Genomic DNA, 15,386 nt, shown 5'->3' on the forward strand with positions numbered 1-15,386 from the left:
CCTTCGCATGGACGTTCGCATTGTGGGCTAATAGTTTTTCCACACACGGTTTAATTATCTGTTGATTTGATTTCCGCAATGTCAACATTAAGGGAGTTTCGCCTTTCACTGTTTTAGCATCGACTAGTGCACCATGCTCCAACAGCAAAGAAAATAACTGCTTGTCTGCATTTTCACCACGACTGGCAGCATGCAAGGCGGTAAAGGCAGAGTCGGATTGACCGCCCGGCTTTGGCTTTACCCCGTCCCCTTTTTCCAGCAGAATTTTGACCACTTCTGTTTGCCCGTAATAACAGGCGATGTCCAGTGATGATTCCTGAAGTTTCCCCCACTGTAATCGCTGACCGATAAGCACCTTGTTTTCATCGATAACTCGCTGGATATAACCGATATTTCCTTGCTTGCAGGCCTCTAAAAGAGGATGCATGGGAACTTTTTTATTGGTAACCGGGGGAGCACTGGAGACGGCAGGATCGCAGCGAGCTGTGTCGCCTTGCGCCTGCTGAAGGGTATTAAGGGGCTGCATTTCCATCGAACCGGATGCCTGGTCCAGGCTAACAGACTGATTTGACACAGTGGTGAGCTCATCGGTAACTGGTTTTTCCCCTTTAGCAGAACGACTAAAGCACGAAATGATACATCCACCGCCATGGGACTTCTGCGACAATGCTTCAGGGACTACGATGTCATCCTGTTCCCGGGAGCCGGGGCCAAGTGACTGCCCTTCTTCTATCTGACCGGAAGACTTTTCCAAACGAACAGACTCCCGGGAACCGACAGCGGCGTCGTCAGTGGTTGGGTTACCCCCTGTGGCAGGACGACCAAAGCATGAAAGTAACTTGAAACATCCACGGGTATGGAGCTTCTGCGACGTTGCTTCATAGCCAGCGATATCAACCTGTTCCCGGGAGCCAGGGCTAAGGGGCTGGACATCTGTCTGACTGGATAACTTTTCCGAATGAACGGACTCTCTGGACCTCGTGATGGCGTCAGGTTCAATAATGGCTGTGTCGCCTTGCGCCTCAGAGGTGTTAAGGGGCTGCATTTCCATCGGATCGGATGACGGCTCCCGGCGAACAGACTGGTCTGAAACAGTGGCTGGCTCACCAGTGGCCGGATTTCCCCCTGTGGAAGAACGACTAAAGCACGAACTGAAACACCCTCTGGCATGGGACTTTTTCGACGCTGCTTCAGAGACTGCGGTGTCATACTGCTCCTGTTGGCCAGGATCAAGTGGCTGCTCTTCTTCTATCTGACCGAGTGACTTATCCGAACCAACGAATTCCCTGGTGGCCTCGTCAGTGGTTGGGTTATCCCCCTGTAGGTGGGGACGCACCTGCATAAACTCAGTTTTACGTTTATGCAAAGCGGCCTGACTACCAGAACTGAAACCCTCAGTAATTGGGGGCTTCCGATATTTATTCCGATATTTAAGTGGGGTTTTAGTACCTCCGGGGAGAGCAGTTTGGTTACCAGACCCTTTAGTAGATGCACATACTGATTCCATAAGGCAGACCTTTCAACAGGAAAAAGGAAAAAGTTAACTAACAACCTGCCCTAAGACACCTCGCAATATTAAAAGTTCCTCCAATTCCCTGATGACTTCGTTAGGCAACGATGATGGTAGAAATCCCTGAAATTAAAGCACCATTAACGGGAATATACTTACCACAAAACATTGCCACACCCGCTCTATTATGCGCCCTTTATGATTGGCATTAATCCGATCATTGATTAGCTGTCGGAAGCTGGATCGGGAACTTTTCCTGAACCACTTCGGTCAGAACTCTTCTGGGTTTTCTCCTGCAGCCTTGAGCTAATACAGCCTTGAGCTAATACAGCTTTGTGCTGATGGTAGAGCTAACACAGAAAATCAGTTGCCGGAACAACTATATATAGGAAACCCTATTCCATGGTAACCATTCGTCTTGCTCGTGGCGGCTCCAAAAAGCGTCCATTTTACCACTTGACCGTCGCTGACAGCCGTAATGCTAACGGCGGTCGTTTCATCGAGCGTTTAGGCTTTTTCAATCCTGCTGCCCGTGGCCAGGAAGAGCGCCTGCGTGTTGATATGGAGCGTGTAGCACATTGGCTGGGCCAGGGTGCTACGGAACTTTTTCAGGACACCCCTAACCATTGTCATACTGAAACCGCCCATGATGCGGGCTCCGGCGGTTTGCCAGACCTTGCCGGATGAAGGGCTTTCACCTTCAGTCTTTTGCCGATTTATCTCGCCGCACTGGACACCTGTTTCAATGCTATTTCCTCCCTCTATCTCATCTTATATTCAGGCATTGCCGTCTGATCCCTCATCAACGCTGAAAATACCGGTACACATTCTTGTCAGACCTTTGACTAAGGCTGTGAGTGGAAATAGACGCCCAAAGGCTCCGAGGCTCAGCTTGCCGTCTGTAAAGGAAAAATCATCCGGAAATGACAGGTCTGACGAACAGGGAGGGGAATTCGGATAAAGATCCTCACTCAGGCGACCATTGTTGGTAAGGTGCTGTAGATAGCAATTGTTGGGATCGTAGACGGGGGAGGGATTCGCCCCTGTGTCATCATCAGGGGCAATGCCATCAATTTCGTTAGTTTCCCTGTCATCCCTGCTTTCCTTCTCAGGGAGCGACTGCCTGCTCAGCGACTGCCTGCTCGTCCAGTACAGAAGCTCTTTAGCGGTGCGCGTTAACCATTGGTCATAAACCTCGCTATCAATCTTTAGCATTGTTTGCAGATTGGATTTTTGTTTTGCTGGCAGAAGACCGGCAAGCAGCTCATTGGCCACTTTTTCAATAAACGCCTTGGCTGCGGTAATGGCTGTCAGGTTGAGGTAATGATAATCACTCGAATCCTGGTGTAAACGCCCATACAACAGGCATACTGCGATAATGCTTTCACAGAGCGTATTCGCCATGGCTATTCGTTGCATTACCTCAGAGGGGTGCGCCCGAGCGTAGAGATCGTCAATCTCAAAGAGATGATATACATCGCCAAAAATCTCATAATCACCAATATCCCGAAGACCGTCGTAGCCGAAGTCAGGACGCTCCGTGGCGGCACCCTGCCAGTCTTCAAAATCACCGGGAAATAAAAGGCGATCATTATCAATATGGTGATAGTGCCCCATCAGGGTAGCGAACATCACCCACCGCCTGTTTTTGTCGATGTGATGGTAACCCGGCAATGTGCTGGTGAGTAAAATACCCATACTGGCCAGCCGCCCAATGTCATGTATACCATCTGTCAACCCTTTTTCAGCCCTGCTGTATGGGTTTTCACTGTCATCCGCAGTATGGGCATAGCGGGAGTACTCTGGTCTTGCCATATAGCAATAGGCATGCACACCCTTTTTACCGTTTTCGTCTTCTGTGATTTCCAGAGAATCCTCAAAATGATCGAATATATTCTTCGGCAATTGGTCCAGCGCAACTTTGATAAAACGGTGGCATCCTGGCCAACGGCTTTTAAATATTTTGACAGAAGCCGGTTTTTCTTCAGCGCTTCTTGCAAAAAAACCACAGGTTAATCCCTCCCTGGTCAGGTCTTGAAGACTTTCACCTTTTCGCTGGAATTTGTAATGCTGAAGCGGCTCACTTCCTGATTCCGGTTTTCTGCGTAACGTACGTCCACCACAGACGTCCATCGGTTTGTTTAGCAGCTCCTCCGTGCCCTGACATACCTCGAATTCAGGCTCGGCACTGATATGTTTAATAAGATCATCACGTTTATCGATGCCCAAAGGCTGATATTGCCGGTTTTTGTAGCAGGCAAAAAGCAGTTCTTCCAGAAATGGATTGTTACAAAAACAGTCTAAAGGAAAAACTTCGGTATAAAGTTCCCTGGGGGCAGCAGGAACAAAAGGCTCAACCTCGGGATGATGGATAAAATCAAGCAATTCTTTTTTTCGTTCATCATTGATGAATTCAGAAAAAAGCAAACTCTCTCTGTAACAAACCTTCAGGAGTGCCAATCGGTTGGCTGACTCCCTGGGAAAGCAGCATTTGTTGGGTTTAATATAATATTTTGTATCCGGGCATCGTTCCAGTATATCTCCAAGGAATTCCTCGGGCACAAACTGGATAGCTTTGGGGTTCTGCTGGCAGGCAGTTAGATATAAATCAAAATCTAAACACATATAGTATTGAAATTTCCCAATAAATAGCCCATCTTCTTCACAGGCTTTTTTACACAAACCATAATAATCGAAGTTTCCTTGTTGTTTCTTGAATTTTTCCGGGGTATGAGCAATTACAAATTTATTACTCTTGTAACATTTGAGCAAAAGATCCATGGTTTGATAATCTCGATTAATATATCGGTATACAGTCGGGTCGTTCTCACAGGCAATCTCACATAACTCACGGTATGCACTCTCACTCCCTGATATTAACCACGATGGAAAATATTCGATGGCGAACGGCTTGGCTTTAAGCCGTTCTTTGAAAAGATGAATAAAATCATCCTTGTTATCCTTTATCATTTTCTGGTTAACGACACTTTCTGGGTACTCCAGATCCAGTAGACTTGGATGATTATATATTGAAACCCTGCACACCCCCCAGTTTTCCTGTAACTCAGGAGCAAGTTTAAAGAAAACGTCTTTACTTTGTTGACAGGCAATCATGGCCAGCTCAGCGTCTGCTTTAAGTTCACTTGGAATAGATTCATATTCTTTCCATGATTTGCTAACAGCCTGTTTACACAGGTCCAATTTATCCCTCTCATCTATATACTTGAATTTGATATTCTTGAGGGTTTTACCATCCGCATTAGCGCAGGCTATATAACAAAGTCTCTTATAGAACGTTAAATCAGTTAAAACCCTGATATCTCCAAACTTTTGAATATTTGATCCAGACCTACTACAGTTTATTTCGAAATCTTCATTGGATGAAGTTTTACTGGCAACAGTATATTTTTTATTATAATCACGATTGCGTTGATAAAATTGATCATTGTCCCTAATTTTCTTCTCCATTACTTCTAATTGAAACTTCCAGGGGATTTCTGATTCTAACTGAGACCATATATCAACAATTTTGATACAATCAGAGACATCAACAACCCTGCTTACTAGTTCCTTCAGGACTTCCTTTGGGGGGCCATCTGATTTAGCGCCACCCACTATTATCGTAGCGCAGAAGTCCACAAGCCCCACCCATTGCTCTCTGGTGATTGATACTGGTGCTTGTTTTTGATTGATGATCAATTGATACAATACTTCCTTTATCTCAGCTGCCACTCCTATCTTCCTTTTCCTCAAAGGAATGGTATCCTTGTTTTTATCTGCATTACTAAACCAGGTCACTGGTTTTTTATCGCTCTCCATTGCTTCCGAAGTAAACCGGAGCATCGGATAGAAACCGGGCTTTGATAAATTTTCCATAATGAATTTTCCTGAAATAATTTGCTCATTTAATATCCATTAACCCTGAGTTTGTCGCAGGGTAATGCCACCACGCTTTGACAGGTTCAACCAGAACGGGTTTGGAGCCTCAGAATAAAGTTCCGGAACTATTTCAAACCTCCTTTTATTCTCACCGGGATTACCCGACAGGGTCTCTATCAACCCTGACACCTCAACAACCCAACCTCTTCCTGAATGTTATAAAAATGATGCAGTACAAATATTCAGAGCTATCGAGCAGGATACCCATGGTCAGACAATTGACAACGAACAATTGAACCGGGGACATTTTGAAACATTCCTTAATAACAGGTAAGTAATTGTCCTTAAATAATTTCGCCATTTGTTTCTCGCCCTGCCCATGTAGAGGGTGGCATCAAGGTGAAATGACGGTATTATTTCGAGACAATTCCTAAGACAACTTTCCTAAACGTTAGTTCCCTTAAAATAACGTTATTTGACCCTCAAAGAGCGAACCCACTGTCTCTTTACAGATAAAATGTCCTGCCATTTTATCTGACATTTCGCCTGCATAACGAAGATTGATACCCATAAACTGCCAAGAAAAAACAGAATACCTTTGAAAAGAAACACCTTTCACGGGAATATACTTACCACAGAATATTGCCTCTCCCCCTGAATTTCCCTACAATATGCGCCCTTTATGATTGGCATTAGTCCGATCATGGATTAGCTGTCGGAAGCTGGATCGGGAACTTTTCCTGAACCACTTCGGTCAGAACTCTTCTGGGTTTTCTCCTGAAGCTTCGTGCTGAGGGCAGAGCTAACACAGAAAATCAGTTGCCGGAACAACTATATATAGGAAACCCTATTCCATGGTAACCATTCGTCTTGCTCGTGGCGGCTCCAAAAAGCGTCCATTTTACCACCTGACCGTGGCTGACAGCCGTAATGCTAACGGCGGTCGTTTCATTGAGCGTGTAGGTTTCTTCAACCCTACCGCCCGTGGCCAGGAAGAACGCCTCCGTGTTGATATGGAGCGTGTAGAATTCTGGCTGGGCCAGGGCGCTACTGCATCTGACCGTGTTGCCCAGCTTCTGAAAGAAGCCAAGGCACCTGCCAAGTCAGCACCAGCTGCGGCTGCTTGAGGTTATTGACTCAGTGACAACGGCAGTAGAGGGCGCTGTAAAGCGCATAGCGTTAGGCCATATTGCCTCCGTATTCGGAGTCAAGGGCTGGCTGAAGATTCACTCCAACACCAGCCCGTTGGAAAACATCCTCAACTACCCGCGCTGGATCCTTGACCCTGTCAATAAAAACGACGGCCAATTGATGACCGTTGAAATCGATCAGGCCCGCCCTCACGGCAAAGGCCTGGTTGCCCATATCGTCGGTTGTGATGACCGTGAGCTGGCCCGCAGTTACTGTGGCTCCCAGATCACCGTCAATATCGATGAACTGCCCGAACCGGAAGATGACGAAGTATACTGGCATCAACTGGAAGCACTGGACGTATTCTCCCGTAACGCTGCCGGAGACAACGTTCTGCTGGGCAAAGTCAGCCGCCTGATGGAGACAGGTGCCAACGACGTCCTGGTCATTCGCCCCTCAAAAGGCAGTATTGACCAACAGGAACGACTGGTACCCTGGCTTATTGGTCAGGTCGTGTTAGACGTAAACCCTGAGAAGGGATTTATCCGGGTAGATTGGGACCCGGAGTTTTAGTGGCTATGGCGACTCAACATTCGCTTCCGGATTCTACAGTAGAGAAATCGACAGAGAACCGGGAGAACAACGACCAAGAGACCGTCGCAGACACCCAAATGTGGTTCGGTGTCATCAGCCTGTTTCCGGACATGTTCCGGGCGGTGACAGACCACGGCATTACCGGCCGTGCTGTCAAAGACCAGCTAATTGAGGTGCAGACCTGGAATCCCAGGGACTTCACCCATGACCGGCACCGAACTGTGGATGACCGACCTTATGGCGGTGGTCCCGGCATGTTGATGAAAATTCAACCTCTGCGTGACGCCATTCAGGCAGCCCGCAAAGCTGCAGGAACCGAGGCCAAAGTGATTTACCTCTCTCCCCAGGGTCGAATGCTCGACCAGAAAGGTGTGGAGGAGCTTGCCCGGCGCAAGCAATTAATCCTGGTCGCGGGGCGATATGAAGGTATTGACGAGCGTGTAATTCAGGCCGAGATCGATGAAGAATGGTCTATCGGTGATTACGTGTTAAGTGGTGGCGAACTTGCTGCCATGACTCTGATTGATGCAGTATCACGCTTTGTACCGGGCACCCTGGGTCATAAGGATTCCGCTCAGGAAGATTCATTTGCTGATGGTCTTCTTGACTGCCCGCACTACACCCGTCCTGAGCTTTTTGAGGGACAGGAAGTGCCGCCAGTACTGTTATCGGGAAACCATGCTCTCATTGAAAGCTGGCGACTGAAGCAGTCACTGGGCAGAACCTGGCTGAGACGGCCTGATCTTTTGCAAAAGAGAGCACTGTCCAGCAAGGAAGAGAAGCTGCTGTCGGAATTTATTGCCGAATATCATCAGGCGACAGGTAATGACAGTTTTTAGGGAATTTCCTGCAAAGGAATATCTCTAACCAACGGAAGCCATTAGCACTATCAGCTGCATATAGAGAGCTGAGCGGAACAAAATTGACTAACTGGGAGCATTTTTAAATGAGCAAAAACAAAATCATTGCGCAGCTTGAAGCTGAGCAGATGACCAAAGAAATCCCTGTCTTCGCACAGGGTGACACTGTCATCGTGCAGGTTAAGGTAAAAGAAGGCACTCGTGAGCGTCTTCAGGCGTTCGAAGGTGTTGTCATCGCCAAGCGTAACCGTGGCCTGAACTCTGCTTTCACCGTTCGTAAAATCTCCAGCGGTGTTGGTGTTGAGCGTACTTTCCAGACTTACTCTCCCATGATTGCTTCCCTTACTGTGAAGCGTCGCGGTGACGTTCGTCAGGCCAAACTGTACTACCTCCGTGACCTGAGTGGTAAAGCTGCCCGGATCAAGGAAAAACTCAACTAAGATTCAGTTTACTTTTCCGGCAACTGTTTTCTCAGAAGAGTGATTTGCACGATAGTACAAATCAATAAAAAAGCGGCGAAAGCCGCTTTTTTATTGCCGAAAGAATCACGTTTTTTTGCCATCCGCGACAACACTTAAAAAAACAAGCATCGAATTAACAACAAACTATCTTTCTGGGAGTCTCGACTACCGGAATCAACAAATGAGCCCCTCTTTAGCCAGTCTGGCAACATTGCATGGCCCCTCCTTTATTATTCCAGATGAAGTCAGTGATGATTCCTACACTTTAGATTCAACACTATGGGACTCAACAGCCTTTGGCCTGAATGTGAAAGTAGTCAGTAATATCAGCCAATATATGGGGAGCTTCACCATACCGTTGAACAGAGATAACGGAGAATGGAAGCCTGCAGTCGATCTCCACCTGAAGCATGACCATCATCCCCAGCCTTTGCGAACACGGCATATAAGATCTTTTGAGAACATCTCTACATCAGAAAAATGGACGACTGCCCGTCATTGGCTGGAATCAAATAAACCGGACAAATTCAGAGAATGTATAAATAACGAAAGTAATGAAACAACAAAACACAAGCAATTAACGCAATTGCTGAAATGGGCAATTGAGGAAGGAAAAATACAGTTTATTGATATTATCCTGAATGAATCTGAACGCTCTTTCGATTCGGTCACTGTCGATGGCCAGGAGATGGGACTTATTATATTCGCCATAATAAATATGCAATCCGGAATTTTAAGAACATTACTTAACTCGGAAAAAATAGACAAAAACACCGTCATCAATCGCAATCACCAGATTGAAGGAAATAACTGGTCAAGACTGTGCCTCACCATAAAACAGTACCGTCTGGATATGACCAAAATGCTGATTGATCGTGGAGATGACCCAAATAAAGCCAGCATCCTTAATGACTCGCCCGGGAACTTCACTCCATATTCCGATGTCTCAGACAGGCTTTCAAAGAAAATAGAAGAAGAACCTGAAGCCTCAATGGAGCACCCGTCAACAAGTAGGGAATCAACCCAATCAAGCAAGTGCCTGATTTGGGAATTGTGCTTTAAAACACACAATATCCATGCCCTTGAACTATTGATAAACAATGGCCTGAACATAACCACCCCTAACGCCACTAGAGCACAGCCCATGCATATTGCGGCAAGATTAAACAACCTGGAATTTATTCAGCTTCTTATTAAAAACAACGGCGATATCAACGCAAAAACGCGACCAGTAGAGAAAGGCCAGATAAACGGTCTTTCTTCCACTCAGAGTACCGCAGCCCTTCCCCCCACCATCTACCACTTAACACCTTTGCACTATGCAGCTATATACAATGCAGTCACTGCCTATCATTGGCTAAAAGAAAATGAAGCCGACATCCTGACCGACTCCCATAAAAAAACGGCTTACTACTACCTGCCAAAGAAACAAGAACCCACGCAAAAAATAACAAGGTCTGCACTATTCTCACTATCCATGCATCACCCCAAGAAACCAAAAGGTCCATGAATCAAGTGGATGGGCACTGCCAATCCGGCAATAATAGTTAACCGGACGTCAAGCTTTAGCAATACATTGCACATAGAAATATATTAAAATACCATCCCCCTAAAGAGACTCACTCCTGACAGATTGTCTTGATTCAGGACTTATTTTTCTGCCGTAACCGGAATATGTTGCCCCCCATGCCACAACCCTCCCCCTCCGAAATTCAGGAATTTTTACAACACCTCTGGCTCGAAAGAGGTCTGAGCAAAAACACCCGGGAGGCTTATCAAAGAGACTTAAAACTATTTAGCCAATGGCTGAAAGAACATCTCAGCTCTGAGGGAAGTTTGATCTCAGCTAACGAGAACAATATCCGCGATTTTCTGACCTGGCGTTTTCAACAGGGCTACCATCCCAGATCGACGGCACGGCAAATCTCCAGTCTTCGGGCGTTCTATCGCTATCTGTTTCAGGCTGAGCAAGTCAGTACAGACATCACGGCCAATATTGAAATGCCGAGACAGGGACGATCCCTGCCAAAAACCCTCTCGGAAGAAGAGGTGGAAGCCCTGCTGGAGAGCCCGGACACCAATACCCTGATAGGCCTGCGGGATCGCACCATGCTGGAGATACTTTATGCCTGTGGTCTCAGAATATCAGAGCTGGTCAACCTGAACCTCGACAACATCAATCTGCGACAGGGTGTGATTCGCGTTGTCGGTAAAGGCAGAAAGGAGCGACTGGTTCCCATGGGACAGAGTGCCATTGACTGGCTGGAACAGTATTTAAAACAGGCAAGAGGCGAGTTACTCAATAATCACGAAAGCCGAACCGTATTCCCGGGACGTCTTGCTCGCCCAATGACCCGGCAAACCTTCTGGCACCGGATCAAACACTACAATACGGTGGCCGGTATCAGCACTGAAGTTTCTCCCCATGTTCTCCGACACGCTTTTGCCACCCATCTATTGAACCATGGCGCGGACCTGCGTGTGGTCCAGCTATTATTGGGGCACAGCGACCTCTCCACCACCCAGATTTACACCCATATTGCCAATCACCGGTTAACAGAGCTTCATCAGGAACACCATCCCAGGGGTTAACCTGACCATTTGAACAACCATTTTCAGAACTCTTTCCCTGATAGCAGGGTCTAAGCGATACAATAGGGAAAAATAAGTCTACACTTTCCTGTTTTTATCCAGCGTTTCAATGGCTTGCCGATAGCCCCTGAGATGTCATGGCTACATAGGCTGTCCGGACAATCTGGCAGCCTATCGGGCTTAAATGCTATTACGATCAATTAAGGAATCAGTATGTCTAAACTCTCTGCTCTTGTTTTAGCTGCAATCATGACCTCAAGTACTGGCTGGTCTGCGGTTGTCAATGCAGAGGCAAATAGCACTGCTCCAGACCCCGAAAGCGCCATTAAAAACCAGTTAATGAAGCTGGATACCACTATTCCCATCGAATCCATCAGCAAGAGCCCAATGCCCGGTATCTACGAAGTCATTCTAAAAGGTGGCTATGTACTCTACAGCAGCGAAACCGGACAGCATTTCATTAAAGGGGATATGCTGGAAGTTCGTAACAACCGTCTGGTTAACCTGACAGAAGACATTAAAAATCAGGAAAATGCCAGGCTGCTCCAGTCTTTAAAGCCGGAAGACCTGGTCATCTTCTCCCCGGAAGGTGAAACCAAAGGTGTGGTTTATGCGTTTACGGATGTTGACTGTGGCTACTGCCGGAAGCTGCACCGGGAAGTCCCCCAGTTAAATGCGCTGGGTATTGAACTGCGCTATCTGGCCTTTCCCCGTGGTGGCCAGCAATCACCGGTATACGCAAAAATGGCGGATGCCTGGTGTTCAGTCGACCGTAAGCAGGCATTAACTGACCTGAAAGCCGGAAAGCCCATCAGTGTTGATATCAAAGGGGATAAAGCCGCCTGTAATGAGATCATCAACCGACATTACAACCTTGGCCTGCAGATCGGCGTGAACGGAACACCGGCCATGGTTCTGGAAAATGGTCAGGTCATCCCGGGTTATCGTCCTGCAGCGGATATAGCCAAAATCATCGACAGTCAGTCTTAACTTCTTTGCCAATATTCCCCATGAGCTGGAAGCCCTTGCCCAGGTTTGTGGCATTCATGAGTTGTCAGGGGTTGTCCGGGAATAATACCATTCCCACCTTCTGACTATGGACTGCGCAGCCATTTTGAACTGCTGACCTGCGTTGAAGCTCCTCACCATAGCCTAAGGCTATGACTCGTCGCTTCGCCTTGTCCGGCAGTCCAAAATGGCTTGCTCGCTCTCATAGTTAGAAAGCGGAAATGGTATAACCTCCTGGTTTCAACGAATTTATCGGTGGTTCGTTTTTCTTTCGGATAACGCCTTTAAATGTATTTTTTTCTCGCTCCCACGGGGAAAAAACTGTCTGACCCGGGCTGCTGCCTCAGAGCCCGGATAGATTCTTTCCCGATAAAGACCAAAGGCCTGAACGGCCACACGAGACTTTTACCTGCAAGAGTACAGGATAAGTAGGGATGTGCATGACCTGGCCCTACGATCATTCCAAAGCACTGTCCGGGAGAGCTGGTGGAGAAAAAAGATCGTCGCTAAATGTAAGTTTATACTCACGGAATTCCGGAATAGTCTCTCTGTACCATGTTTCTGCTGTTATTTCAGGGGAATCACTCAGTGCTGCAAAATTGACGTCTTTTAACAAGGCAATGATTTTGGTTGTTTGTTCTTCAGTTCCAGTCACCCTTTCCTGACGAACCGCCAAGCTATCCATTTCGTTAACTATGTTTTTGATACGATTGAAGTGCAGGAACACTATGTAATGAAGTACTGGCAAAACACGCATGCTTTTCCCATCCTTGTATTTGCTCTTACCCGTGTATTTAACATTCAGGTCTACTTTATTACCATGAGATAGAAACACAGTCAGAAAGTCCGGGTCCATCGTATCCAATATGTCAAATACAGGGTGTCGTTTCTGAAATTTGATATGCCTTGTCAGATTTGGATCACATCCGGCCGTTAATAATAATCCGATAACTTCTATGTTTTTATCTTGTATTGCCCGACCTAAGGCTCTGTCCGTTGTAAAACCTCCTGATTCTATAATAATGGTTTCCTGGTTAAGATTAACCTTTGCTTCAATTAATCTTGTTATCGTATCGAGATCCTCCCTCTGTTTGGTTTCTGAATAAACTGCCACAGCCCTGGTCAAGGCAGTAAACAGGGTTCTCTCGGTTTTGCCCTGCGCATCAGGACTGACTTTCTGAAGCAGTAAAACGTTAATGATCTGACGATATTTCTTATCAATAGCATGTGCTAAAGGTTCTTCAATCGAAAGCACATTGTTGACTTTATCTTCTATTGCTTCTTTCTCAGTAATGATTGACATCTCAGGATCAGAACCTGCCTTTATCAAATTTTTAATAATGTTCCCCCGAGTCTTCAGTGCATTAATAGATTTCAGCTCACCGGCGCTGAATACTGCATACCCCAGTGCAGTAACTTTTATTACAAGCCCATTCTTGATTTTCAATCTTATCCAACCGTTTAAATCCACTCCATTGTCGATAAGCTTCTTAATATAGCTGATATATTTGATATAATTCTTGTTGATAAGATAAAAAAGAGGCGGGAGCCTGAGCTCATCTTCTACAGGTTTTAATAGATTGTTTTTATTAACTTGCTGGCATGCATTATTGATATCATTTTTAGATAAATAATTCAAAAATCTTTTAAATGTTTCTGATGAATATTCCTCTATCGAATGGGCTTTTATTGAAGAGACGAATTCTTGTTCAACAAGCCAGGAATTCGAATGCAATATCTTTGGATTGCATTGTTCTATAGAAGCAGACGTGTGATTTTCATCATCAAGGTGAGTTAATTCTCTGTCAGATAAAACAGGCAGATAATTTTCCAGGCTTTGACAAATCACTCCACTCAGCACATTGGAGTCTATTACATATTCGTAACCTATAGGTTTATCATGCTGGTCTTCGTTATAATATGCTCTTTTAATTTCGTCGGGATGATTTTGAAAGTGCCTGATTACTTGCTGTCCCAGGAAGTCTGAGAGCGCTTCCGCGCTTGTAACAAGAGAATTAATATTTTCATCTGCACAGGTACTTAAGAGAGGCTCTTCAGATCTGTTTTTGTTCATTTGCCTCTCTTCATTTGTTACAGGAAAGGAATTGGAATCATTGTTTATTTCTGCATTCTCCCTAATTATGGGTTCCATTTTTTGTGGGTCAGTTTGAGACGATTGCTCAACCATTGCCTTTTTTACATCAATATTATTACCCTGAGTAACTCTGACTACGTCCTCTGTCTGAATAGCAACTGTTCTGACGCTCTTAAATAAACGAATTGTTTGTTTATTATCAGCGATCATAGCCATTGATGCGCCACCATTCATTTGATCAAGATGGTGATAAGAATATTGCATTAAATATTGTGATTTGTCAGAGGCTAATTTCATCCCATTTAATGTGAATTGATCACGATGCTCCAGCATAAGATGTAATAGCAGATCTCGCCTGCACTGAAACTTATCACGATCAGACGAGTGACACTCTTTTTTTGATATTATGAAATTGATATCTGCAATGGCCTGCTCAAATGTGCACATACTTACACTGCCATCAAACAAGGAGAATTTACACTGATATAAATCACTACACTTAATATTTGCCTGGTAAAATCGGGACATATCCATTCCACTACTGACAGGTTCATGGTGAGCACTGACTATATCCACCTTGAACAATATATCACTCCGATATATTACAGAAATGGTTTCCACGGAACCTGATATAAGCATAATATTTTTATTTTCTTTTTCATTGGATTGATGTGGAGTATTTACAATAAAAGCCAGATCAACTTTATTTGAAAGGGTAATAAAAATATCCCGAGATGATTCTGCGTTCAGCACTTTCTTAAATAGTTTACTTAACAAATCAGCGCCTGAGCTAACTGAGTCTATAACAAGGTCATAATCTTTTTCATTACTGAACGCATTTGCCTCTGTGTTGCCGGAAGTTAACCGGAAATCTTCTTTGATCTCAAGAGAAGACTCTGCCAGACTGATAGCTTTCTGGCCAAACATATTGATTAAATGGTGTCTAAACATATGACTGCCACTAAGAATATAATGCCCTCCTGATTTTGTATTACCCATAAAACTGAATAAAACCGTTTCCAGAAAAGAACAGACCTCCTTGTTCCGATTTTCATTGTTCGTATTTAAGCAGGGACGCTGACCGGGAATAGTAAGTATTTCATCATCAATAAAACCCAGTTCCTTCAGGTTCACGGACATTGACTCTTTATTCAACAAGTCAGATCCATCTGCCGTTTTGTTCAGTCGCGGGGTATTATAACTACCACACTTTGTTAATGACTGTTTTATCATAGTAACTGGTAACCTTTTCAGTA

At 45.3% G+C, this 15,386-nt stretch carries 11 protein-coding genes; 8 read left to right on the top strand and 3 right to left on the bottom strand.

Going from position 1 to position 15,386, the window contains the following annotated elements; translation table 11 throughout:
- Positions 1-1,507: ankyrin repeat domain-containing protein (locus RM811_RS20375; RefSeq protein WP_402527740.1), on the bottom strand; the 1,507-nt coding region annotated here is incomplete at its 3' end.
- A gap of 405 nt (positions 1,508-1,912) precedes the next feature.
- Here RM811_RS20375 and rpsP (RM811_RS20380) point away from each other — a divergent pair.
- Entirely contained in the window at positions 1,913-2,197 is a 285-nt protein-coding gene (gene rpsP / locus RM811_RS20380; RefSeq protein ID WP_402527742.1) for a 30S ribosomal protein S16, read from the top strand.
- A 90-nt stretch (positions 2,198-2,287) separates the two neighbouring features.
- Here the strand turns inward: rpsP (RM811_RS20380) and RM811_RS20385 are convergent, their stop codons facing one another.
- Positions 2,288-5,386, bottom strand: a complete 3,099-nt coding sequence (locus tag RM811_RS20385) for a DUF4116 domain-containing protein (protein ID WP_402527743.1) — start codon at positions 5,384-5,386, stop codon at positions 2,288-2,290.
- A gap of 857 nt (positions 5,387-6,243) precedes the next feature.
- Between RM811_RS20385 and rpsP (RM811_RS20390) the strand changes: the two genes are divergently transcribed.
- The 7 genes from rpsP (RM811_RS20390) to RM811_RS20420 all read left to right on the top strand — a co-directional run bounded on the left by rpsP (RM811_RS20390) (position 6,244) and on the right by RM811_RS20420 (position 12,017).
- Positions 6,244-6,516 (top strand): 30S ribosomal protein S16, encoded by a 273-nt coding sequence (rpsP, locus tag RM811_RS20390; protein ID WP_402527745.1) that lies wholly within the window; start codon positions 6,244-6,246, stop codon positions 6,514-6,516.
- 13 nt (positions 6,517-6,529) lie between these two features.
- Positions 6,530-7,093 carry a ribosome maturation factor RimM gene (gene rimM / locus RM811_RS20395; protein WP_402527746.1) on the top strand — a complete coding sequence of 188 codons (564 nt, stop codon included), beginning with the start codon at positions 6,530-6,532 and terminating at the stop codon, positions 7,091-7,093.
- Positions 7,094-7,191: 98 nt separating this feature from the next.
- On the top strand, positions 7,192-7,953 hold the full coding sequence (gene trmD / locus RM811_RS20400) for a tRNA (guanosine(37)-N1)-methyltransferase TrmD (RefSeq protein WP_402527758.1): 762 nt from the start codon (positions 7,192-7,194) through the stop codon (positions 7,951-7,953).
- A 107-nt stretch (positions 7,954-8,060) separates the two neighbouring features.
- Positions 8,061-8,414, top strand: coding sequence for a 50S ribosomal protein L19 (gene rplS / locus RM811_RS20405; protein ID WP_402527748.1), 354 nt, complete (start codon positions 8,061-8,063; stop codon positions 8,412-8,414).
- Between the two features lie 202 nt (positions 8,415-8,616).
- Positions 8,617-9,945: an ankyrin repeat domain-containing protein gene (locus RM811_RS20410; RefSeq protein WP_402527750.1), complete on the top strand. Its 1,329-nt coding sequence runs from the start codon at positions 8,617-8,619 to the stop codon at positions 9,943-9,945.
- Positions 9,946-10,121: 176 nt separating this feature from the next.
- Positions 10,122-11,027: a site-specific tyrosine recombinase XerD gene (gene xerD / locus RM811_RS20415; protein WP_402527752.1), complete on the top strand. Its 906-nt coding sequence runs from the start codon at positions 10,122-10,124 to the stop codon at positions 11,025-11,027.
- Between the two features lie 213 nt (positions 11,028-11,240).
- Entirely contained in the window at positions 11,241-12,017 is a 777-nt protein-coding gene (locus RM811_RS20420) for a thioredoxin fold domain-containing protein (RefSeq protein WP_402527754.1), read from the top strand.
- Positions 12,018-12,492: 475 nt separating this feature from the next.
- Here RM811_RS20420 and RM811_RS20425 read toward each other — a convergent pair whose 3' ends face one another.
- Positions 12,493-15,363 carry a hypothetical protein gene (locus tag RM811_RS20425; RefSeq protein ID WP_402527756.1) on the bottom strand — a complete coding sequence of 957 codons (2,871 nt, stop codon included), beginning with the start codon at positions 15,361-15,363 and terminating at the stop codon, positions 12,493-12,495.
- Positions 15,364-15,386: the final 23 nt, after the last annotated feature.

The organism is Endozoicomonas sp. (assembly GCF_031844845.1).
Lineage (GTDB): Bacteria > Pseudomonadota > Gammaproteobacteria > Pseudomonadales > Endozoicomonadaceae > Endozoicomonas.